This window comes from Rhodobacter aestuarii (assembly GCF_900156655.1).
Taxonomy (GTDB): domain Bacteria; phylum Pseudomonadota; class Alphaproteobacteria; order Rhodobacterales; family Rhodobacteraceae; genus Rhodobacter; species Rhodobacter aestuarii.
Map to the genome: position 1 here is coordinate 1 of NZ_FTOG01000006.1, position 22,663 is coordinate 22,663.

At 61.8% G+C, this 22,663-nt stretch carries 21 protein-coding genes and 2 pseudogenes; 6 read left to right on the forward strand and 17 right to left on the reverse strand.

Annotated elements, in window-relative coordinates; translation table 11 throughout:
• Nucleotides 1-108: pseudogene (locus BW967_RS18945) on the forward strand (TetR/AcrR family transcriptional regulator); the annotation flags it as partial.
• Between the two features lie 3 nt (nt 109-111).
• Here BW967_RS18945 and BW967_RS09310 read toward each other — a convergent pair.
• The 14 genes from BW967_RS09310 to BW967_RS09375 form a co-directional block, all read right to left on the reverse strand.
• Complete coding sequence (locus tag BW967_RS09310; protein ID WP_076484812.1) at nt 112-714, reverse strand: hypothetical protein; 603 nt, start codon at nt 712-714, stop codon at nt 112-114.
• Between the two features lie 109 nt (nt 715-823).
• Entirely contained in the window at nt 824-2,749 is a 1,926-nt protein-coding gene (gene dxs / locus BW967_RS09315; RefSeq protein WP_076484813.1) for a 1-deoxy-D-xylulose-5-phosphate synthase, read from the reverse strand.
• Nucleotides 2,750-2,937: 188 nt separating this feature from the next.
• Nucleotides 2,938-3,165, reverse strand: coding sequence for an RC-LH1 core complex protein PufX (gene pufX / locus BW967_RS09320; protein ID WP_076484814.1), 228 nt, complete (start codon nt 3,163-3,165; stop codon nt 2,938-2,940).
• Nucleotides 3,166-3,177: 12 nt separating this feature from the next.
• Entirely contained in the window at nt 3,178-4,098 is a 921-nt protein-coding gene (pufM, locus tag BW967_RS09325) for a photosynthetic reaction center subunit M (RefSeq protein WP_076484815.1), read from the reverse strand.
• Nucleotides 4,091-4,939: a photosynthetic reaction center subunit L gene (pufL, locus tag BW967_RS09330; RefSeq protein ID WP_076484816.1), complete on the reverse strand. Its 849-nt coding sequence runs from the start codon at nt 4,937-4,939 to the stop codon at nt 4,091-4,093. Before pufL ends, pufM begins: the two co-directional genes overlap by 8 nt.
• Before the next feature lie 130 nt (nt 4,940-5,069).
• Nucleotides 5,070-5,246, reverse strand: coding sequence for a light-harvesting antenna LH1, alpha subunit (gene pufA, locus BW967_RS09335; protein WP_076484817.1), 177 nt, complete (start codon nt 5,244-5,246; stop codon nt 5,070-5,072).
• Nucleotides 5,247-5,259: 13 nt separating this feature from the next.
• On the reverse strand, nt 5,260-5,409 hold the full coding sequence (pufB, locus tag BW967_RS09340; RefSeq protein ID WP_076484818.1) for a light-harvesting antenna LH1, beta subunit: 150 nt from the start codon (nt 5,407-5,409) through the stop codon (nt 5,260-5,262).
• 162 nt (nt 5,410-5,571) lie between these two features.
• Nucleotides 5,572-5,796, reverse strand: a complete 225-nt coding sequence (gene pufQ, locus BW967_RS09345) for a cytochrome PufQ (RefSeq protein WP_076484819.1) — start codon at nt 5,794-5,796, stop codon at nt 5,572-5,574.
• A complete protein-coding gene (gene bchZ / locus BW967_RS09350) occupies nt 5,793-7,265 on the reverse strand; it encodes a chlorophyllide a reductase subunit Z (RefSeq protein WP_076484820.1) in 1,473 nt (490 codons plus the stop codon). The genes pufQ and bchZ overlap by 4 nt, the downstream gene beginning before the upstream one ends.
• Entirely contained in the window at nt 7,265-8,770 is a 1,506-nt protein-coding gene (gene bchY / locus BW967_RS09355; RefSeq protein ID WP_076484821.1) for a chlorophyllide a reductase subunit Y, read from the reverse strand. Before bchY ends, bchZ begins: the two co-directional genes overlap by 1 nt.
• Nucleotides 8,763-9,764, reverse strand: a complete 1,002-nt coding sequence (locus tag BW967_RS09360) for a chlorophyllide a reductase iron protein subunit X (RefSeq protein WP_076484822.1) — start codon at nt 9,762-9,764, stop codon at nt 8,763-8,765. The genes bchY and BW967_RS09360 overlap by 8 nt, the downstream gene beginning before the upstream one ends.
• Nucleotides 9,761-10,705 carry a chlorophyll synthesis pathway protein BchC gene (gene bchC / locus BW967_RS09365; RefSeq protein ID WP_076484823.1) on the reverse strand — a complete coding sequence of 315 codons (945 nt, stop codon included), beginning with the start codon at nt 10,703-10,705 and terminating at the stop codon, nt 9,761-9,763. The genes BW967_RS09360 and bchC overlap by 4 nt, the downstream gene beginning before the upstream one ends.
• Before the next feature lie 143 nt (nt 10,706-10,848).
• The gene (locus tag BW967_RS09370) at nt 10,849-11,931 is read right to left on the reverse strand and encodes a methyltransferase (RefSeq protein WP_076485030.1); all 1,083 of its coding nucleotides are present in this window, start codon (nt 11,929-11,931) and stop codon (nt 10,849-10,851) included.
• 96 nt (nt 11,932-12,027) lie between these two features.
• The gene (locus tag BW967_RS09375) at nt 12,028-12,897 is read right to left on the reverse strand and encodes a polyprenyl synthetase family protein (protein WP_076484824.1); all 870 of its coding nucleotides are present in this window, start codon (nt 12,895-12,897) and stop codon (nt 12,028-12,030) included.
• A 124-nt stretch (nt 12,898-13,021) separates the two neighbouring features.
• On the opposite strand from BW967_RS09375, the gene crtD reads away from it, so the two are divergent.
• Nucleotides 13,022-14,506, forward strand: coding sequence for a 1-hydroxycarotenoid 3,4-desaturase CrtD (gene crtD / locus BW967_RS09380; RefSeq protein WP_083952137.1), 1,485 nt, complete (start codon nt 13,022-13,024; stop codon nt 14,504-14,506).
• A 65-nt stretch (nt 14,507-14,571) separates the two neighbouring features.
• A complete protein-coding gene (gene crtC, locus BW967_RS09385; RefSeq protein WP_083952094.1) occupies nt 14,572-15,417 on the forward strand; it encodes a carotenoid 1,2-hydratase in 846 nt (281 codons plus the stop codon).
• Nucleotides 15,418-15,491: 74 nt separating this feature from the next.
• Here crtC and tspO read toward each other — a convergent pair whose 3' ends face one another.
• The 3 genes and pseudogenes from tspO to BW967_RS09400 form a co-directional block, all read right to left on the reverse strand.
• Nucleotides 15,492-15,977: a tryptophan-rich sensory protein TspO gene (gene tspO, locus BW967_RS09390; RefSeq protein WP_076484825.1), complete on the reverse strand. Its 486-nt coding sequence runs from the start codon at nt 15,975-15,977 to the stop codon at nt 15,492-15,494.
• Between the two features lie 117 nt (nt 15,978-16,094).
• Nucleotides 16,095-17,105 (reverse strand): 15-cis-phytoene synthase, encoded by a 1,011-nt coding sequence (crtB, locus tag BW967_RS09395; protein ID WP_076484826.1) that lies wholly within the window; start codon nt 17,103-17,105, stop codon nt 16,095-16,097.
• Nucleotides 17,106-17,479: 374 nt separating this feature from the next.
• Nucleotides 17,480-19,030 (reverse strand): annotated as a pseudogene (locus tag BW967_RS09400) (phytoene desaturase); the annotation flags it as partial.
• 167 nt (nt 19,031-19,197) lie between these two features.
• Between BW967_RS09400 and crtA the strand changes: the two are divergent.
• From crtA to BW967_RS09415, 3 genes are read left to right on the forward strand one after another with little or no spacing between them, the layout of a single operon-like run.
• Nucleotides 19,198-19,923, forward strand: a complete 726-nt coding sequence (gene crtA, locus BW967_RS09405) for a spheroidene monooxygenase (protein ID WP_076484827.1) — start codon at nt 19,198-19,200, stop codon at nt 19,921-19,923.
• Nucleotides 19,920-20,972, forward strand: coding sequence for a magnesium chelatase ATPase subunit I (bchI, locus tag BW967_RS09410; protein ID WP_076484828.1), 1,053 nt, complete (start codon nt 19,920-19,922; stop codon nt 20,970-20,972). Before crtA ends, bchI begins: the two co-directional genes overlap by 4 nt.
• A gap of 1 nt (nt 20,973) precedes the next feature.
• Nucleotides 20,974-22,662 carry a magnesium chelatase subunit D gene (locus BW967_RS09415; protein ID WP_076484829.1) on the forward strand — a complete coding sequence of 563 codons (1,689 nt, stop codon included), beginning with the start codon at nt 20,974-20,976 and terminating at the stop codon, nt 22,660-22,662.
• Nucleotide 22,663 lies beyond the last annotated feature (1 nt).

Genomic DNA, 22,663 nt, shown 5'->3' on the forward strand with positions numbered 1-22,663 from the left:
GCCGATTTCGACGTCCAAGTCCGCGCCGTCCTCGGCCCCGGTCACGACCCGTTCGCAGAGGCCGAAACCTTCCTCACAACCATGTTCGAAAGACTGCTGAAGCCTTAAGGCTTAGTCTTCTTCTGCCGGGCCAAAGCCGCCCGTCGACAGGCTGCGCGGCGCGCGGTGTTGGCGAAGGCTCGCGATCAACTCCTCAATCTCAGCGGCACAACTGGGGCAGATGACATAGGAGACCGCCTCGGGATGCTGGGCCCCCAAATCCTCGGGAAGCGTCCATATGCCCTCAAATTCCTTGCGCAATGGATGGTGCACTGAACCACAAAAAGAACATTTCTGAGCATCTGCGGCGCGGTCCGCATGCCAATGCGGCAAGGGCTCTTCGAAGCTGCGCGCATCCCGCAGATCATGCACCAAAAGCACCCGCTCGCCCCGCATCGGCTGAATCGTCAATTGGAAGCGGCGCAGCATCTGCGGGCTATCGCAACGGTAATCAAGGCGAAGCGGCCGCGCCTCTTCCCGCACTGCAGAAATCAGATCTGCCAAAGCACTGCGTGTGGTTGCACCTGCGACGTGATCCAGAAGCCGCGTCGACAAAACACCATTCGCGCGCGCACCCGATCCCGCATTGGCCAAGGCGAAATCGTCCCATTCCCCGCCGATCCAGAGGATGCGGAGCAGGTCGTCGACAACATAATAAACCTGCTGGAACTTCAAGACAAAATCCGGGTGCGAGAACCCGTGCGGGCGGCACGGTATGCCACCCGACTGTCACACGCCGGTTCGCCCGAAGGCAAGTCCTGTCTTCCGGGTCAGCGTGTTTTCGCTAGGCCCGGTGAAGCTGATGCACATCCGCGCTGGGGCGCAAAGCGCCAAGAGCGGTCTTGCGAATATCCTCTGCCGTGAGCCCCGCCCAGGCATACATTTCAGCGGGAGACCCATGATCGACAAAATGATCGGGCAGCGTCATGGTGCGGATCGCGCGGCCTTTTTCGAGTTGCCCAGTGCGGGCAAGGTAATGCAGGACCATCGCGCCAAAGCCGCCCATCGCGCCTTGTTCAAGCGTGATAAAGACCGGGTGGCTGTCGATCAGGCGATCGATCAAATCGGTGTCGAGCGGGCGCGCGAAGCGGGCATCGGCCACAGTGACGGAAACGCCATCCGCAGCAAGCATCTCTGCGGCTTTGAGCGCCTCAGAAAGATGCGCGCCATAGGAAAGAAGCGCCACGTCGCTGCCTTCTTGCAGAACCCGGCCTTTGCCGATTTCAAGCACTTCGCCGCGTTCGGGCATGTCCACCCCACGGCCCTCGCCGCGCGGATAGCGTAGTGCCAAAGGCCCGGCATCATGTTCAACGGCGGTGACGATCATATGGCAGAGTTCCGCCTCATCTGCGGCGGCCATCACCGTGAAATTGGGCAGGTTCGCGAGCATAGACACGTCATAGGCGCCCGCATGGGTCGCCCCGTCTTGGCCCACAAGCCCGGCGCGGTCGATCATGAAGCGCACCGGCAGATTTTGCAGCGCCACATCATGCACGATCTGGTCATAACCGCGCTGCAAGAAACTTGAATAGAGCGCGCAGAAGGGTTTGAGGCCCGAGGCCGCCATGGCCGCCGAGAAGGTCACTGCATGTTGTTCGGCAATCCCTACGTCAAAGACGCGATTCGGGAAGCGCTTGCCCATCACATCAAGCCCGGTGCCAGTGGGCATCGCCGCCGTCACCCCCACAATGCGTGGGTCTTGCGCAGCCTCTGCCGTCAGACGCTCGCCGAAAACAGCGGTGTAGTTCGGGGCATTCGCGACCGATTTCTTTTGCTTGCCGGTCTCGATATCGAATTTCGAAACACCATGCAGCTTGTCTTCTGCACCTTCCGCGGGCGCATAGCCTTTGCCCTTGGTGGTGCACACATGGATCAAAACCGGGCCAGAGGCACGGGCGCGGGCCACGCGCAGCGTCTCGACCAGCTCATCCATGTTATGGCCATCAACCGGGCCAATGTAATCAAAGCCCAACTCTTCAAAGAAGGTGGCCCCGCCGGGCATCGCAGTGACAATCTGGCGGGCACGGCGGGCGCCGTCGCGCACCGGGCCGGGCAGATGCATCTCGATCCCTTCGGCGGCGGCTTTGAGCGCCGCAAAAGGAGCCTGACGACCGATCGTGTTCAAATAGCGGCTCAGCGCGCCCACCGGTGGCGCAATCGACATGTCGTTGTCGTTCAGGATGACGAACATCCGGGTTTTGAGGTGGCCCGCGTGGTTGAGCGCCTCATAGGCCATGCCAGCGGTGATCGAGCCATCGCCGATAATCGCAACCGCATCGCCCACCGGCTGGCCGACTTCACGACCCACGGCAAAACCAAGTGCGGCGGAAATCGACGTCGAAGAATGGCCCGCGCCAAAGGGGTCATGCGGGCTTTCCGAGCGTTTGGTGAAGCCCGAAAGGCCCCCGGCTTGGCGCAGGGTCAACATTTTCGAGCGGCGCCCGGTCAGGATCTTATGCGGGTAGCATTGGTGCCCCACATCCCAGATCAACTTGTCACCGGGGGAATTGAAAACGGCATGCAGCGCAACGGTGAGTTCGATCACGCCCAGCGATGACCCAAGGTGCCCCCCCGTCTGGCTCACGATCTCGACGGTTTCGCGGCGGACCTCTCCGGCGAGGGCGGTCAGCTCGGCAATGCTCATCGGTTTGAGATCGGCCGGACCGGTCACGCGGTCAAGATACGGGGTGCGGGAAGGGGTGTCGCTCATGGCTGCGTCCTCCGATGAGCTGGTATTGATCAAAAATGGTGCCGTGTGGTGTGCCGCACGGCACCAAGGTGCCTGTGTTCACAGGGAAGGGATCGGGGCCATGTGGGGACCCCAACATTCCCGAGCCAAGGCCCGGAAACGAGAACCGGCCGCCAATGCACAAAGGCAAAGGCGACCGGAATTCATGATCAGGCGATCTCGGTGACCGACACAACCTCAAGGGCGGTGTAGGGCGACGGAGCCTGTTTCGAACGTTCGGGCAAGAACATGCCAACGAAGTACGAGAAGAGGAACAGACCAAGCAGGAAGCCCACGAAGATCGAGGCAAGCGCGGCGCCCCAAGTCATCTGACGGCCAATCCAAAGACCCATCTTGAACTTGTTGCCTGCAGAGAAGTCATACGGTTTATCAAACATGATCACTTCCCCTTAGTTGACCGGCGCATAGCCGTGGGTTTGAGCCCAGACATACCAGTTGTCGACGACGGTGCCCGAAAGCAGGATCCCGATGCCGCCCGTCAGGGTGACCATAACGGCCATCCAAAGCGCCCAGCGGTGGATACCTTCCATGGTGGCGTTGAAGCCCATGGTCCAGCGCCAGAACAGAGCCGCACGTTCCGAAGCGGTGCCGCGGTCACAGATCTGTTCGAGTTCGCGTTCCCCACCGAAGCGGCTGACGGCAAGGATCGTTGCGCCGTGCATTGCGAACAGCAGGGCCGAGCCATAGAGCGCCGCGATCGAAAGACCGTGGAACGGGTTGTAGAACAGGTTGCCGTGGTCGAGCGAGAACTGGTTGGTCCAGTCGAGGTGCGAGAACACGCCGTAGGGCACTGCGTGGCTCCAGGAGCCCATCATGATCGGGCGCCAGAAGGACAGAACCGACCACAGCCACATCGCCGAGAGCATCGCCCAAGCCATGTGTTTGCCCATGCCGAGTTGTTCGGCGCGGGTGTAAACGCGCACCCACCAAGTGATGACCGAGATCGCCATGAAGATCGAAGCGATCTGCCACACACCACCTTCACCGAGCGGCGCAAGGGCAAGGCCCCATTCTTCCGCCGGCGGCTCAAGGCTGAAGAAGAACAGGTCGCGCATGAACACGGCCGGGTTGAAGCCCGCCTGGTAGAAGAACCAGAAGCCGATGGTCATGAACCACGCGATCCCGAAGGCAAGCGAGACGGTGCCCGCGATGCCAAGGTAGATCGGACCGATCTGAGCGTTGCCCATCCAGCCCAGAATGGACATGAAGCCAGCGCCAGTACGTTCGGAAGTGTCGACCTGTTCGGTGAGCCCGAGTTCGGGCTCCCCCTTCACTTGCACCTGAGCAAAGTAGTTTTGATACTCAACCATTGATGCCTCCCGCGACGTCGACCCAGAAGGGCATGTTGACCCACCAGTACCACCAGTCACTCCACAGATCGAAGTAGATGGTGCCAGTCACGAGCATGCACATGGCCGACCAGAACACCGCATTGAGAGCGAGCAGCAGACCGACGCGGTGAATGCCGAGCGTGCCGAGCGAGTAGCCAATGAGGTCACGGAAATAGGTATCTTCGTGATCAGGCGAGCGCATGGTTTTGCCCTTCACCGGGTTGGCAGCCGAGAGCACGAGCGCGCCGTGCATGGCCAAGGCCCAAGCGGTGGTGAAGAACAACGAGATCCCCAGCATGTGGAACGGGTTGTAGTGGAAGTTCCCGTAGGTGTAGCCGGTGTTGGACACCCAATCGAGGTGGGTCCAGATCCCGTAGGGGAAAGCATAGCCCCAAGCACCCATCATCACCGGGCGGATAACCACCAGCGTGACATAGGCAAAGATCGCCATCGAGAAAGCGATCGGAATATGGTAGCCGATGCCGAGTTTTTTGGAGATTTCCACCTCACGCAGCGCCCAGCTGCAGAATGCGCCGATGGCGCAAACCGTGATGACCTGCCACAGCCCACCTTCGGCGAGCGGTGCCATGCCAAGGCCCACGTCAACCGACGGAGGCACGATGGAAATCAACTGCGGGTTCCACGTGCCTTGCAGCGCAGCCCCCCACAGAATGAGAATTGTACCGAGAGCGGCGAAGAAGATGGCAGTAACCCCGAAGAACCCCACGTAGAAGGGTCCGACCCAGAAGTCGAAGAGATTCCCGCCAACTAAGGTGCCGCCCGGCACGCGATATTTTCGTTCGAAGCTGAGCAAAGCCATGCCCGTGTCTCCGCTGTTGCGGGACGGTCCTTAGCCCGGCGAAAGGCTCCGGATCGTGCCGATGGGTTGCGTCTTGCGGTATGATCGCGGGCGGGACGGCATGCGCCCCGCCCGCGATGCTTTCTAGCGCTTACTGGGACGCAGCCACGTAGCCATGTTTGGCCGTGGCAACCGTGAGCCAGTTGAAAGCGGGGGTCGAGAGCAGGATCAAGTGGATCAGCACCGCGAGAAGGAACAGGAACACGCCCTGCGCCACGAACACGCGACGGGGATCGAAAACGAGCCAGATTTTATAGAACTTGGACATTTTCAGATTCTCCTCAGAACCACGGACGCCAGATGAAGACCGCCAAGTGAGCGAGAACCGCAACGGCGACGAACGCCGAGAGACCGCTCATGTAGACGGCATGCAGTTCCTGCGCCTGCTCGTCGCTAAGACCTGTGAAGCTCAGGTCGTTCTTATCAGCCATAACAACCTCCGGATTGGCAGACTGACGCCGCAACCCCTGCGGCCGGGTAGACGAAATGGCACCATGCCATCTCGCATTTCCGCCATGACCGAGGCTCATCCCCGCTCATGGAGAACTTTCATCCGACCGGTGGGCGCAACCCGTCGGGAATTCCTTGCCGCCTTAGGGGCGGAAAATCTCAGGTGTGATCTCGGTCGCCTCGCGCCAGGCGCGGGCAAACGGCCCCATCTCGGGCAGACGACGATCACGGACCAGACGGTTCACCCAGCCGACCAGCGCGAACGGAACCGCGACGATCAAGATGAGCGAAAAATAAAGCGTGTACTCAGGACGGGGGGCACGGTGCGCATGCGAAACCCCGTTTGCGCGGATCTCTTGGGTATTCATTCAGTTCCCCCCTTCTTCCGATCAAGACCACCGAGGGCCTCAACCATTTCCAGCACTACGCGTTCTGCCCCCTGATCAAGGGCAGCTTTCTCGGCCGCGTCCCGCAGAGACTTGGCCGCTGAAATCCTCGTAAGAACCGGATGCTCGCTGACGATCCGGTCGAGTGCCACCTGTGCATCTGCATCCCAGGGCATGTCACGACGCAAGGTGGTAGGCGTTGCCGCGGAGCTGTCCATTTCGGAAGCGAGCGGCAGGATATTGAACAAAGCGTCGAACAGTCCGTTGCAGATTTCTTGCAACAAGTAGACGCTCCCTGTGTAGCCCATGAAGGGGGTGCCCGTCGCGCGGCGGATTGCCGCCCCGGGGAAGGAAGCGGGCACAAAAGAGGCCGAGGGGCCATGCCCACCCTTGGTTTCGGCGAGGTAAATCTTCTCGTTGATCGAGCCAAACACCACCAAAGGCCGGGTTTGGCGGATCAAACCGCGAACTTCCTCGTTATTTGTCTTCTTTCCGGCCACTCTTGGCACGGAAAATGCGCAAGGCAGGCCCAAATCGCGTTCAAGATAGGCTCGGATACCGCGCGCATATGTCTCATTCGCGACGACACCGAACGAAGCAGTGCCAAAGAAGTCCTGCGTGACAGAACGCCACAGATCCCACAACGGCTTCAGAGTCGTGTGTTTTTCACGCTCGATGAAGGGCTCAGGATCGATTCCCAAGAGCTCGCCAAGGCTGCGCAGGAACTTGTTCGTCGCCTCAAGCCCCATCGGTGCTTGCAGATACGGCTTGCCCAGCTTCTCGGCCAAGTTGCGGCCAAATTCGCGATACATGACGATGTTGACATCGGCATTCACGAGATTGCGCATCTCAGACAAATGCGCGCCGAGCGGGAAGACCATATTCACCTCGGCCCCGATGCCTTCGACAAGGCGACGGATCTCCGCAAGGTCGGAGGCCATATTGAAGGTGCCATACATCGGCCCAAGGATGTTGACGCGGGGCTTCGCGCCTTCCGGTCTCACCCGCTCGCCGGGCATACGCCCTTTGGTCATGCCAAATTCGGTGAAGAGCCAAGTCATTGCGCGGTCGGCGCATTGCCATTGGTCTTCGTCAATCGTGCGCGGCAAGAAGCGCTGGATATTGGTGCCCTGCGGCGTCACGCCGCCACCGATCATTTCGGCGATTGAGCCCGTCACCACCACAGCTGGCAGATGCGGGTCGAGCGTTTTCCAAGCCCGACTCATCGCCGCTTCGGTGCCTTCGCGGCCCAGTTCTTCTTCGCCAAGGCCGGTGACGACAATCGGCAACTCATGCGGGGGCAGCGCGTCGGTATAGTGCAACACCGAGGTCACTGGCAGGTTTTCGCAGCCCACAGGACCGTCGATCACCACTTGCAGACCTTTGACGGCACAGAACGCATAAACCGCGCCCCAATAGCCCCCTGCCCTATCGTGGTCGAGGATCAGCATCAGATCATCTCCTCGGCTTTGGCCACGCGGGCGGCTTTTTCTTGTTTCTTGCGCTGGCTTTCGCGGAAATCGGGGTGCAGCTCGGGCTGGTCTTCCCAGATCCCGGCGGTGTCACCCGTACCCACGCCCTCAAAGAAGGCTTTCATCGAGGCCATGCGCTCACGGTTGCCCATCGCGGTGTTGATCACCTGCGCGAGGCTGCCTGCCCCTGCCGGCCCCATGAGCGGGCGGGCGGAGATCAGGTTGGTGAAGTAAAGCGCGGGCGTGCCCGATTCTTTTGCCTTTTGCACCACAGGCGTGGTGCCGATCGCGAGATCAGGCTCAAAGGCTTCCATCGCGGCATAATCGTCTTCAAGGCTAGCGCGGTATTTAACGACCGTGCCACGCGCTTCGAGCCATTCTTTGTCCGCAGCGCTCCACGGCGTGCGGCCAAGCGCGGTGCCGACGTAAGGCACATCGGCCCCGGATTCGATCAAGAGACGCGCGACCAGCAGTTCCGAGCCTTCATAGCCCGAAAGCGTGATGCAACCTTTGATCGGCGCATTGGCAATCGCCCCTTTGATCGCGGGGCCAAAGGCGTTTTGCGCGGCGGCAATTTGCTCGGCAGGCACGTTGTAGGCGGCACCGATATTGGCGAGCCAATCCATCGTGCCGTCATGGCCCACGGGGGCAGAGCCCACAATCGTCCGGCCAGCCGCCTGAAACTCACGGATCGAAGCGCTGTAGAACGGGTGGATCGCGGCGATCACCTTGCTATCAAGCGCGGCATAAAGTTCGCGCCAATCGCGCACTGGAACGGTCGGCCCCACAGCAAGGCCCATCGGCGCGAGCATGCCGCCAATCACCATCGGATCAGCCGGGAACATCTCGCCCAAAAGCGTCACCGTCGGACGGTCCGCCCGGCCAGAGGCAGGCGCTTGCACGGGGCCAGCCATCGCCTCTTGGCGTGCATAGTTCAGCATCGCGCCGGACAGAACGTCTTTCGCTTCAGCATGGGTCGGCACGCCAAAACCGGGCACGTCGATCCCAACCACGCGGACGCCATTGATCTCGCTTGGCAAAAGCCGCAGCGGCACGCCAGAGGCCGTGGGCACGCAAAGGTTTGCCACAACAACCGCATCATAGCGTTCCGGGTCGGCCAGTTCATGCACCGCCGCCCGAATGTCTTCGAACAACTTGCCCGTCACCAAAGTTTCAGAATCGAAGGGCACATATCCCACCGAGCGTCGTGCGCCATAAAAGTGGGAAATGAAGCTTAGCCCATAGACGCAACAAGCCGAGCCGCAAAGCACGGTCGCCACGCGCCGCATCCGCAGCCCGACACGAAGCGAGCCGAAGGCCGGACACATGGTTTGCGGGCGATCATGCGGCCCTTGCGGATAGTCAGCGGCAAAACGGTCGAGCAGTTCAGCATTGCCCGCAGCGCGCGCGTCAGCCTCAAGCCGTTCAGCGCCTGACGTGCAGCCGCCTTCGCCCTGGCCATATGCGCCTTGGCTCTCAGACATCGTCGTAGATCACTTCCAGAGATTGCTTCGGCGCGGCGTTGGCGCCACGCAGGTCTTCTTCGGTGGCGGGCACAAGATCGACATCCCCGCCCTCGTCACTCGATTCAAAAAGGTTCAGCAGTTCATCTTGGCTCAGCGGATGCGGGCGCAGCGGCGGCGCATCGGCCACGTTCTGTGCAAGCTCCGCAAAGAGCGGCCCCCAAGAGGTCGCATTGGTGCCGACGATTTGATAGGCCGCCGATTTGCGGCGCAGTTCTTCATCTGCCGGGATCGCCGCCAAGATCGGGATATTGGCTGCTTTCGCAAAGGCTTGCGCCTCACCAGTGCCGTCATCTTTGTTGATCACAATGCCCGCCACGCCGACATTGCCGCCAAGTTTGCGGAAATACTCGACCGCGTTGCAGACGTTGTTGGCCACATAAAGCGATTGCAGGTCGTTCGAGCCAACCACAATCACCTTTTGCGCCATGTCGCGCGCAATCGGCAGACCAAAGCCGCCACAGACCACGTCGCCCAAGAAGTCGAGCAGGACGAAGTCGAAATCCCATTCGTGGAAGCCAAGCTTTTCGAGCGTTTCAAAGCCGTGGATGATGCCTCGGCCACCGCAGCCGCGGCCCACTTCCGGCCCGCCAAGCTCCATCGCAAACACGCCGCCCGATTTGAAGCAGACATCGCTCACCGTCACCTCTTCGCCCGCAGCCTTTTTGGCAGCGGCGGTTTCGATGATGGTGGGGCAGTTTTTACCGCCAAACAAAAGCGAGGTGGTGTCCGATTTCGGGTCACAGCCAATCAGAAGCACGCGTTTGCCCATTTCGGCCATCATGTGGCTGAGGTTGGCGAGCGTGAAGGACTTGCCGGAGCCGCCCTTGCCGTAGATTGCGATGATCTGCGTTTTCTTGGTGGGCGGGAAGTCGGGTAATTCCATCGTCGGCTCCTCGGCGGCCTCGTTACGCAGCCGGTCGTCGTATCCCTTCAGGTTGGGCGCATCGTTCATGCCACATCCCTCCAATCCAGGATCATCTTCAGGCAGTCAGGGTCTTCAAAGGCGGTTTGATAGGCCTCAGCGGCTTCCGTCGCGGGGCGACGGTGGGTGATAAGACCATCGAGCGAAAGCGCACCACTTTCGATCAGCGCACGGGTCGCAGAAAGGTCAGCAGGCTGCCATTCAGCGGCGATGCGCAGGCGCATCTCTTTCATGAAGGCCGGCACAAAGGCGAAGCTGACGGGCACGGTGTAGAAACCGCACAGCACCAATTCACCCCCCTTGGCGATCCGCCCCACAAGCTGGTCAATCAGACCGGGGGCGCCAGAGGCATCATAGATCGCCATATAATCGCGGCGGGGATCGTCTTCGGGGTCAAGCACCTCATAGCCCACCGCACCAGAGCGGCGCGCGGGATTGGTTTCCCACACCATCGGCGGCTTGCCACCGGCGGCAATGGTGAGGCGCGCAAGCAAGCGGCCCAAGGTGCCGTGACCCACGATCAGATCAGGAAGCGCATTGTCGAACCCTGCAAGGGCGTGGCGGGCGGTGGCGGCAAGCGCCAGCAAAGCCCCTTCAGCGCCCATCCCGGCATCAAGGCGGCAGACCCGTGACGAGGCGGTGACCAAACGCTTGGACGCCCCACCAAAAAGTCCGCGCACCCCGCCCGAGAAGCAGTTTGCCCCAGGAACGAAGACGTGATCGCCCGGTCGGAAGCCGGTGTCGGGGGCGGCTTCAACGACCTCTCCGAAACTTTCGTAGCCAGGAACGAGAGGGTACCCCATGCCCGGGAAGGGTGGCATGGTTCCGAGCCAGAACAGCTTTTCAGTACCAGTCGAGATGCCCGAGTAGGCGATGTCGACGACAAGGTCCGTAGGACCGGGGTCGGTCAGTCCAGCGGTGCCCGTCGAGATCGCTTTCGGACCGGACATTATAACGACTTTAGTTTCCATCTCTCACTCCCGGCGAGATCGGGCCGGAGAGTCGGGCAGATCACGCCTAGGTGTATGATTAAACTTACACGCCGAACTGTCAATTTGATTAGACACTTTTGCGCAGGTGAAATGTGCGACTTTCTGCCCCCATCCGGGGCAGATCAGCCGCGCTCCGCCTCGATCACCGAGGTGATGAAGGGGCGAAGGCTGCGGGGCTTGGTGACTTTGACAAAGCCCGCCGCTTCCAACATTTTCTTTATTTCTTCGGGGTTTCTGGTGCGGCCAGAGCTCATCGCCATGGTGTAGAAGGCGAAATATATGTCACAAGCCGGGTCCGGTTTGGCACCGCCGCCGATCGCTTCCGACACGACAATCCGGCCGCCGGGCGGTAATGCATCATGCACTTTTTTCAGCAGCGGCTCGACGACATTGTCAGGATGATCATACAGAACCCGCACCAAAGAGATAACATCCGCCCCTGTCGGGATCGGGTCATCGCGGAAACTGCCGGGCGCAAGGGTGAGTCGCGGACTGAAGGGCTCCGCCACCGCCAGCACATGGGGCAGATCGAACAAGGTCAGGTCGAGATTCGGGTGCAGTTTCGCGGCTTGGCGCAGGAAGGTGCCGGTGCCGCCACCCACATCCATCAGCCGCTTGGCGTTTTTCAGATCGACCAGGCGCAATGTGTCATCAGCCACAATGCGCTGACTGTCCGCCATGAGTTGGGAATAGCGCTCCGCCAGCCCCGCATCTTCTTGCGCGAGCGGGCCAAAGACATAGGGCCAAAAGCCCGCGAGCTCGGGCTCGATGTCGCCTTTAAGAAAGGCAACCGGGTCGGCAAGGTCGCGGTACAGCACCGGATGGTGGCGCACCATGGCCTCAAGCCCCGGCACGGTAATGAAGGCCGCGCCGCGCGGCGCAAGCTCCCACATCCCGCGGCGGAATTTCACGAGCTTGAGCGCAGCGCCCGCCTGCATCAGCACGGCTAAGCGATTCTCGGCCAAACCTGTCCGGTCAGCGAGTGCAGGCAGCGGCCAAGAGGCCTCGGCCAGAATGTGCAGGATGCGAAATTCGACGATCGCGAGCAACGCTTGGCTATGCACAAAGCCCGCCACCACATCGAAAAGCGCCCGCCCTTCGCGCCGCGTGACACGGTTAAAGAGTGGCGTGCGTTCGAAAATTTCATGCAAACGCGGGGAAAGCGCGATCCGGGTGAAAAAGCTCACCCGTCCCGGCTCGGTCACCTTATGGCCGGGTTGGCCGGGAACCGAAGGCGCCTGCGCCCCCGGCGCGGACGCCTGCTTTTCGGTCGCGGCGCTGACCTCGTCCTTCGCCACGGCTCAGCTCCGATCGGCGGCGGCCGGGATGTCCATGATCTTCTGGGCGTAAAGCTGCACCAACTGAGCAAGTTTGGCTTCGCCCGGGCAAGACGGGATCGAGGCAATGGCGCCCGCCAGAATGTCTTGCAAATGCTTGGTCGCGCCCGCGATCCCCATGGTTTGCACGGCAGTCGGGCGTTGGTGGGTGCTGTCTTGGCCCGCAGGCTTGCCCATCACCTCAGCCGAGACGAGCGCATCTTTCAGGTCATCGGCGATTTGGAAGGCAGAGCCAATCCGCATCCCCAGATCAAACCACGGCTCGGGCTCCGCTCCTGCCGCAATCGCGCCCATTTGCGTGGCAGCAATGAAAAGCGCCCCGGTTTTGGATTGGTGATAAGCGGCCAGATCGACCTTTTCTTCGCTTTCCCAAGCTTGGCCCGCGCAGATGCCCCCACAAGCGCCCGAAAGCTGGCCCAGTTTGGCGATCAGCTTCAGCGCACGGTCGGGCGAGTGCGGGCCAACGGCGGCCAGCACTTCAAAGCCGCGGATCAGCAGGCTATCGCCTGCAAGCACCGCCAGCGGCTCGTTATAGGCTTTGTGAAGCGAGGGCTTGCCCCGGCGAATATCGGCATCATCAAAGGCGGGCAGATCGTCATGCACGAGGCTTGCGCAGTGCATCAATTCAAGCGCCACAGCGGCGGCATCGGTCACGGCGGGCATATCGTCGCCACAGGCCATCGCGACCGAAAGCAAGATCGTCGGGCGGATACGCGCGCCGCCCGGGAATACGGCATAGGGCAAAGACGTTGCCAAGCGCGGCGGGCAATCAGCCAGAGCTTCGGTCGAAAGCGCATTTTTCAGCGCCGTCTCGATACGGGTATCCATGGACATTACGGGGCCCTCCGCTGCGTCATTGAGCACATTGGCATTCGCCCCTCTATGTGTAAACTGAAACTTACACCGGTGGGGATGGGACAAAATTGCACTCCCCCGGGACATGTTTTTGGAGCGCGGAATGCAAGGCGATACGGGCGTCGTGGTAATTGGCGCCGGCATGGGGGGGCTCGCAGCGGCCCTCGGTTTGGCGGCTAAAGGCGTCCGGGTGACGGTTGTGGAGGCGGGCGACCTGCCCGGCGGCAAGGCGCGTGGCGTGCCGACACCTGGTGGTTTGGCCGATACCGGCCCGACAGTATTGACGATGCGCCATGTTCTGGATGCGATCTTCGCCGAATGCGGCACCCGCACCGAAGACGAGCTGACGCTGATTCCCCTGCCCCGTTTGGCCCGCCATTTTTGGCCTGACGGCGCTATGCTCGACCTCTTCACCGACTTTGATGCCAATGTCGAAGCGATTGAGGCTGCCTTTGGCGCCAAGGAAGCTGCGGCATTCCGCCGCTTCGATAAAGTCACCCGCGGCATGTGGGAGGCGTTCAATGAGCCGGTGATTGCCGCGCCAAAACCGAGTCTTGGGCGAATCATTGCCGCGACTTTGGCACGCCCGAAACTGTGGCCCGCACTGCGGCCCGGTCTGTCGATGCTTGATCTGCTCAATGCGCATTTCAACGATCCGCGTCTGGTGCAGCTTTTTGGCCGCTATGCCACCTATGTCGGTGGGCGCCCGGCGCAGACCCCCGCCGTTTTGTCGCTCATTTGGCAAGCCGAGGTGCAGGGCGTTTGGGCAATTGCCGAGGGGATGCATGGCGTCGCTGCCGCTCTTGCGCGCGTGGCCGAGCGGATGGGCGTGCAATTCCATTACAACAGCCGCGCCAAACGCATTGTCCGCAAAGAAGGGCGCGTGACGGCGGTTGAAATCGAAAACGGCACCTCGATCCCCTGCTCTGGTTGCGTTTTCAACGGCGATCCGGGCGCGTTGCGCGATGGGCTATTGGGCGATGCCGCCCGCGCCTCGATGGAAGATACCAAGCGCCCGGAACCAAGCCTTTCGGCGTGGGTCTGGGCCTTTGGGGCCAAACCCAGAGGCGTGGAGCTCGCGCATCACAACGTCTTCTTTACGGCCGATCCGGAGCTAGAATTTGGCCCCATCGGCGTGGGCCGGATGCCGGAAGAGCCAACGCTTTATATCTGCGCGCAAGACCGCGAGATGGGCACGGAGCTTCCCGAATGGGAGCGCTTTGAGATCATCATGAACGGGCCTGCGGGCCACCAACCTTTCCCGCAGGAGGAATCGCAATGCAGGGCACGCACTTTCCCGATTCTGGAGAGCATGGGGCTGACGTTCGAGCCGGAGCCGGAGGGCCCGGCGCTGACAACACCGGCGCTGCTGTCTCGTCGGTTCCCGGGGTCGCAGGGGGCGATTTACGGGGGCTCGCCGGAGGGAACGCTGGCCACATTCCAGCGGCCACTGGCGCGGACGGATCTGAAGGGGCTCTATCTGGCGGGTGGGGGCACCCATCCTGGAGCGGGGGTTCCCATGGCGCTGACTTCCGGGAGGCACGCGGCACAGGCCTTAACCTCGGACCGGATTTCCGCCGCGAAGTAGGCCCGAACGGCTACGCTTGGTGGTATTGCGACGGCATCTCCGATGATGGCACCAAAGCGTTTTCGATGATCGCCTTCATCGGCTCGGTATTTTCGCCGTGGTATCGCTGGTCGGGCCGCAAAGAGCCGCAAAACCACTGCTGCATCAACCTTGTGACCACCGGTCGCGAGGGCCGTTTCACGATGACCGACCGCGGCCGCTCTGCCCTGCGCCAAACCCGTGACACGTTTGAAGTGGGGCCAAGCAAGGTGCATTGGACCGGCACTGAGCTGGTGATTGACGTCGATGAATGGGGGGCGCTGCCGAAACTGGGCAAGCTCAAGGGGCGGATTGTGCTTACCCCCGAATCGGTCACCAATGCGGAAGTGAAACTCACCCCCGATGCTGGCCACACGTGGCGCCCCTTTGCGCCAATGGCGAAGGTCGAGGTCAATCTGGCCCCCGGTCATAGCTGGACGGGGCATGGCTATTTTGATGCCAACTTCGGCACTCGCGCACTTGAGGAAGATTTCGCCTTCTGGACTTGGGGCCGCTTCCCGCTGCGCGACCGCACCGTATGCTTTTACGATGCGGTACGGCTTGATGGCACCAAAGTGGCGCTCGCCGTGCAATCGGATCATGCGGGCGTGGTGCGCGAAATCGAAACCCCGCCGCCGCTGGTGAAGATGAAGCGGACGCCGTGGTTCGTGCGCCGCGAAACCCGTTGCGACCCGGGCGCCACACCGAAGGGGGTGTTCTCGCTTTTGGAAGCGCCCTTCTATTCGCGCGCGCTGATGGAAACGACGATTGATGGCGAGGTCAGCGTTGGCATGCATGAAGCGCTGGATCTTGTGCGGTTCCGCCAGCCGGTGATTAAACCCATGCTTGCAGTGCGGGTGCCGCGCCGCGCGGGTTGGAAATTCAAGGACTAAGTCAAAACAAAGGGCGCACCTTAGGTGCGCCCCGGTCTTGTAAGGGGCGCGCTCAACCGCGCCCTTTTTGTATTTTAGTCGAGCTGCACCACAGGCTCATGCGGGTTGCGCCGCCACACGCTCCAGTTCAGCGCACCAGCGATTGTGGTCCAAGCCACATAGGGCAGAAGCAGCACGCCCGCGACCCAGTCGATTTGCCAAAAGAGCACGGTCATCGCAAAGACCGAAAGCCACAGGCCCACAAGCACGACCATGCCAGCGGCCAAGCGATGCAGGCCAAAGAAGATCGGCGTCCACAGCGTGTTGAAGCCGATTTGCAGCCCCCAGACCGCCAGCGCCAAGCCGACATCAGGATTTTCGCCGGCTTTCGCAGCAACAAGTGCCGCCGAGATCGACATCAGGATGTACAGCGTCGTCCAAGCCGTGGGGAACACCCAATTGGGCGGGGTCCATTCTGGCTTATTGAGACTGTCGTACCAATTGCCGGGCTTGAAAACGGCCCCCGTCATGCCTGCGGTCAGGCACGACGCAAGGAAAATGAAAAAGAAAAGCAGGTTCACGGGAAGCCTCCGTTTGGGAAGGGTGAGGTCTTTAGGTAGAAAACGCGAAAGTGGCGACCCGGTTCCACCCAGATCGCCACTTTGGACGTTTTGCCGCAGGTTTTTGACGCGTGGGGCTTAGGCCAGCCCGCGATCACGCGCTTTCAGCGCCATCATCGCGCCGATCAGCTTATCGGCACGGTCCGGCCCCTCGGGCTTGCGGGCCGCTGCATCGACCAAGAATGCCACCTCGGGCTCGGGTTTCGCATGCAACCGCGCCGAACGCGGCAAAAGCGAAAAGCCGAAGGACGAGAAGACAGAGCCCACCATCAAGAAGATCTTACGACGCCCCGAGGTATAGGCACGGCTGGTCACGCTGTCATGGCCTTGGCGGACCACCTGATCGCCGATGGCGGCATAAACGCGGCCTGCCGCCAAAATGCCGGGGCGGCAATCGGCGGGCAAACACCGCACGCCCGTGGCGGCGCGCCAGTAAAGCCAATCGGCACGGGTGATCAGCTTTTCGGTGCAGCGACAGATGCCGGGCAAGGGTTGCGGATCGGCCAGAAATTCTTCCGGGTCGATCCCCTCTTCGGCAAGCCAATCAAGCGGCAGGAACAGCCGCCCGGCGCGAGCGTCTTCCCCCACATCGCGCGCGATATTGGTGAGCTGCATCGCCAAGCCAAGGTCGCAAGCGCGCGCGATCACATCGGGGTCACGTACCCGCATCAACACGCACATCATCGCCCCCACCGCCGAGGCGACGCGGGCCGAATAATCCTGCAATTCGGACAGGTTTTGGTAGCGACGCCCAGAGGCATCCCATTCCAGCCCCTCAATCAGCGCTTCGGGCAGCTCCCGCGGCATGTCGAATTCTTCGACCACCGAAGCAAAAGCCCGGTCAGACGCGGCATCACGCGGATTGCCCGCATAAATTCGGTCTAGCCGCTCTTTGAGCGACAAGACCGCCGCGCCTTTATCGGCAGCGGCGACCTCGTCCACGGCATCATCAGCCACCCGACAAAAGGCGTAAAGCGCCAACGCCGGGTCACGCACCCGCGCGGGCAAAACCCGCGAGGCTGCGTGGAAAGAATAGCTGCCCGTACGGATCAGCTCACGGCAAACTGCCATGTCTTCCGGTGCGATCATTTCCGCCCCTTGCCGCGCGGCCGCTTGGGCGCCCGGGCCGGTTTGGCCGCCGCAGGCGCAGCAGGTTTCGCAGCCGCAGGCGCGGCCATCGGTTTTTCAGCCGTTTCCGCCATTTCAGGTTCCGGCTTGGGGGCCGGTTTCGGAGCCGCCGCTTTGACCGGAGCCGCAGGCTTTGCCGGGGCAACCGGAGCCGCAGGTTTGGCCGCCGCAGGCGCAGGTTTCGCAACCGGGGCCGGAGCAGCTTTCGGCGCTTCGACCTTCACCGCTGCCGGGGTCGGCGTCGGTGCGGGTTTAGGCGCTTCCGCTTTCACCGGAGCCACGGCAGGTGCGGGGGCCGGTTTCGGCGCCTCTGCTTTCGGAGCGGCAGCCTTCGGTGCCTCAGCTTTCGGCGCGGCTTTCACCTCACCCTTAAAGCCCGGAGCGGCACCGATCATATCGGCCACCAATTCGCCCGAGCCAATCACCGAGGGCACACCCGCGCCGGGGTGGGTGCCAGCGCCGGTGAGGTAGAGCCCATCCACCTCTTCCGAGATGTTATGCGGACGGAACCAAGCCGATTGGAAGATGCGCGGCTCAAGCGAGAAGCCCGCCCCGAACGGCGACAAATACCGATCGCGGAAGGTCTCGGGCGTAAACACCACCTCTTCGGTGATCTTGTCAGCGACGCCCGGCAGCAGCCGTTCTTCGATGACCTTGAGCACTTTGGCCTTGTAGGCCTCCATATCGCGCGACCAATCCACGCCATTGTCATGGCCCAGATGCGGCACCGGCGAGAGCACGTAGAATGTGTCATCGCCCGCAGGTGCGGCGCTCGGATCGGTCACGGTCGGGCGGTGCACATAGAGCGACATGTCATCAGCCAGCTTGCCGGTGATGAACAGGTCGTTCACATGCCCCTTGTAGCGCGGACCAACGACGACCGAGTGATGGCCCACGTCTTTCCACATGTTCTTGGTGCCTTTGGTACCGAAGTACCAAACGAAAAGCCCCATCGACCAACGTTTCTTATCGAGCTTCTCATCGGTCCAGCGCCAACGCGTGGTGTTGCGCAGAAGGCGTTTGTAGGTGTGGCCAGCATCGGCGTTCGACACCACCACCTCGGCGGGCAATTCGGTGCCATCGGCAAGCCGCACGCCATAAGCTTTGCCCTGCCGCGTCACCATGATCTCATCGACCTCGGTGTTGAGCATGACCGTGCCGCCGTGGCTTTCGATCACCTTCACGCCCGCATCGGCAATCGCTTGAATGCCGCCCATCGCGTAATGAACGCCGAATTTCTTCTCAAGCTGGCTGACCAGGATATACATCGAGGTGACATTGAAGGGGTCGCCGCCGATGAAAAGCGGGTGGAACGACAGCGCAAAACGCAAGTGATCGTCTTTCACCATCATCTTGGCGTGGCCATAGACCGAACGATCCGCGCGCAGCATCCCGAAGGTCGGCAGAACCTTGATCAGGTCCCACAGCTTGTGCATCGGCTTACGACCCAGATTTTCGTAGCCGAATTCGTAGCGCGCCTTGGCATCCCACATGAAATGGCGGAAGCCCTCCACGTCACGCGGGCTGATCCGCTCGACCTCGGCCTTGACCTTCTCGTCATCGCCGTAAGCCGTGTAGCTTTCCCCATCGGGGAACAGGATTTTGTAGAACGGGTCCATCTCGACCAGTTTTACGTCCTTGTCGAAATCACGCCCGCAATCCGCCCAAAGCTCGCGCAGGCGGTCTGGCACGGTGACGATGGTCGGACCGAGGTCGAATCGATAGCCCCCTTTGGTGATCGACGAGCCGCGCCCGCCGGGCCGGTCGAGCTTATCGACGACCGTCACGTTCCAACCCTTGGCGCTTAGCCGCATGGCGGCCGCCAACCCTCCGAGACCGGCGCCGATGACGACGGCGCGGCCCTTGCCTTCATTGTTCATGGACATGGTCTTTTCAGTGGAATTCCGTTGCATGCGCCAAATGATAAGGCGTCAATCTCGATTTACAACTGACATGGTCGCACAGCGACAAAACGTCTGTCCCCCTTCCCATCATGGGGGGTGTATGTAAATATGCATTTACACTTGGGGAAATATGGGGAGAGGGGTGCCTCATGGCCGTCGCAACGCTCAGCCTGTTTCGCTTTGAAGGAACCAGCCATCTGCCGTGGCTCATGTCACAGATGGTTTTCGCCCGCAGGCCACTCCATGCAGAACCCCGTTTGCGCTTCTTTAAGCTGTGCGGCTCGGGCACCGGAGAAGGCTTTACCCCCAAGCCCAATTGGCACGTTTGGGCCATCATGTCGGCCTTTGCCAATGAAGAAGATGCCCAAGGCGTCATCCATGACAATCCGGTCTGGCAAAATTGGCGCAAACACTCTGACGAGCAGTTGTTCATTCACCTGTCGCCGACTTCGTCGCGTGGCAGTTGGGGCGGGCGCAACCCGTTCATCCCCGAACCTGACGCCGATCCCGGCGAAGGCCCGGTGGTGGCGCTGACCCGCGCGGCGATCAAGCCGCATATGGCGACCCGTTTCTGGTCGCGCGTGCCCGACATTTCTCAGAAAGTCGGCACCGACCCGAATCTGATCTTCAAGATCGGGATCGGGGAAATCCCGCTGTTCCATCAGGTCACGTTCTCGATCTGGCCCGATGTAAAGGCAATGTCGCAATTCGCGCGGGGCGATACCCCGCACGGACGGGCCATCCGCGCAGCGCGCGAACAAGGATGGTTCACGGAAGAACTTTACGCCCGGTTCCGCCTGCTTGGAATCGAGGGCACATGGTTGGGCAAGAACCCGCTGGACGCCCAAAAAGACTTGGAAAGGGAAGCTGCATGACATCCGCTGTCGCTCAAATTCATCCCGTAGCAGAAGGCGCGCGGCAACGACCTGTCTTTCCCTTTTCGGCGATCGTCGGTCAGGAGGATATGAAACTGGCCCTCCTCCTGACCGCGGTCGATCCCGGCATCGGCGGCGTTCTGGTTTTTGGCGACCGCGGCACCGGTAAATCCACCGCTGTGCGCGCGCTGGCTGCGCTGCTGCCCGAGATTGACGCTGTGCAAGGCTGCCCGGTCAACTCGCCCAAAGTGGACATGGTGCCCGAATGGGCGACGGTCCATTCGACCGAGATCGTGCGCAAGCCGACCCCGGTGGTGGACCTGCCGCTTGGCGTTTCCGAAGACCGCGTTGTCGGGGCGCTCGATATTGAACGCGCTATCTCGCATGGCGAAAAAGCCTTTGAGCCGGGCCTTCTGGCGCGGGCAAACCGTGGCTACCTCTACATCGACGAATGTAACCTTCTGGAAGATCACATCGTCGATCTGCTGCTCGACGTGGCGCAATCGGGTGAAAACGTCGTCGAACGCGATGGCCTCTCGATCCGCCACCCGGCGCGCTTTGTGCTCGTGGGCTCGGGCAACCCCGAAGAGGGCGATCTTCGTCCGCAGCTTCTCGACCGGTTTGGTCTTTCGGTCGAAGTGCTCAGCCCGCGTGACGTGGAAACCCGCGTTCAGGTGATCCGCCTGCGCGATACCTATGACGCCGATCCGATCAAATTCCTTGAGGAATGGCGCCCGAAGGATATGGAAATCCGCGAGCAGATCCTGAAAGCGCGCGAATTGCTGCCCAATGTCGAAGCGCCCAATACCGCGCTTTATGACTGCGCGGCTTTGTGCATCGCACTTGGCTCGGATGGTCTGCGCGGTGAGCTGACGCTCTTGCGTTCCGCCCGTGCTTTGGCCGCGCTGGAAGGCGCCGGCACCGTCACCCGCGATCACCTACGCAAAGTGGCAGGGATGGCGCTGTCGCACCGTCTGCGCCGTGATCCGCTGGATGAAGCTGGCTCCACCGCCCGTGTGGCGCGCACTGTTGAAGAGACGTTGCCCTAAAATGGACCAAGAACACCTCCGCTCGGCGCTTGCAGTGCTGACGGTTGATCCGGCAGCGATGGGCGGTTTGTGGCTGCGGTCACGGGCTGGCCCGGTGCGCACGACCTTTACCGACACATTGGCGCAGCTGCCCTTCCCGATGCCGCTGCGCCGCTTGCCGCCCAATGTGGACGACCAAGCGCTTTATGGCGGGCTTGATGTGGCCGAAACGCTGCATACCGGCAAACCGGTGCTGCGTGGCGGCCTGCTCGATAGCCCGCGCGTCTTCGTTTTGCCGATGGCCGAGCGCTGCACGCCCAAGCTGGGCGCGCGGCTCGCGCAGGCGCTTGATCAGCGCCAACATGCGCTGGTCGCTTTGGACGAGGCCGCCGAGGCCGAAGAAGGTCTGCCGTTTTCGATTGCGGATCGGCTCGGCCTGTTCATCGACCTGACCGAGACCCGCTCGATTGACCCGGCAGCGATCATGCCCGATGCCGAGCAAGTGGCGCGGGCGCGCGATCTGCTGCCGCAAGTGCAGATGCCGCATGACCGTGTGCGCGAAGTGGTGGAGGGCTGTCAGAAGCTTTACATCATGAGCCTGCGCGCGCCGATGCTGGCGCTTGTGGCTGCGCGGATCATTGCCGCGCTCGATGGTCGGATCGTGGTGGAAAAGCAAGACGTGCTTGCCGCCGCGCAGCTGACCCTCGCACATCGCGCGATCCCGCTGCAGGATATGGAAGACCAACCCCCGCCACCGCCGCCCCCCGCACCCGAGGATGATCCTCGGCCCGAGCAGGACCGCGAGGAAGAGAGCGATCCGGGCGAGGGGTTACCCAGTGAAATTGTGGTCGAGGCGGTGCGGGCGATGTTGCCCGACGATCTGCTCAAGACCATTGATCTGCGCTCGCGGCTGAAAGCGGCGAATGGCGGCGCAGGCTCGGGTGAAGAGCGCATTGGCAACCGGCGCGGACGCCCCCTGCCCTCGCGCAAGGGTCGGCTCGAAGACAATGCCCGGATCGACCTTGTCGCCACGTTGCGCTGTGCGGCGCCTTGGCAAGGGCTGCGGCGCAAATCCGCCCCGCCAGCGCGTAAGCAACAGGTGCTTTTGGTCGATAGCTCTGACATCCATTTGCGGCGGCGCAAGGAAATGTCCGACCGCGTGCTGATCTTCACCGTGGATGCCTCTGGTTCAGCGGCGATGGCACGGCTTTCCGAGGCCAAGGGCGCAGTCGAATTGCTGCTGGCGCGAGCCTATAGCCAACGCGATCACGTTTCGCTGGTAAGCTTCCGGGGGGAAGGCGCGCAGTTGCTGCTGGCCCCCAGTCGCTCGCTCACGCAAACGAAGCGGCATCTATCGGGTCTCCCCGGTGGCGGCGGCACGCCGCTTGCAAGCGGGCTGGAAATGGCGATGTCCACCGCCAAGCAAGCGCGCAGCCGTGGCATGACGCCGACGATTGCGCTCTTGACCGATGGCCGGGGCAATATCGCGCTGGATGGCAGCGCCAACCGCGCGCTCGCCGAAGAGCAAGCCACGCAGATGGCCAAAGCCATTCGCGCGGCGGGCACGCCTGCGGTGATCATTGATACCGCGATGCGACCCAACCGGCGGCTGCAAGAACTGGCGCAAAACATGGGCGGTCACTACATCGCCCTGCCCCGTGCCAATGCACATCGGATGGCCGATGTGCTGGGGGCGGCTTTGGAGGCGTAAG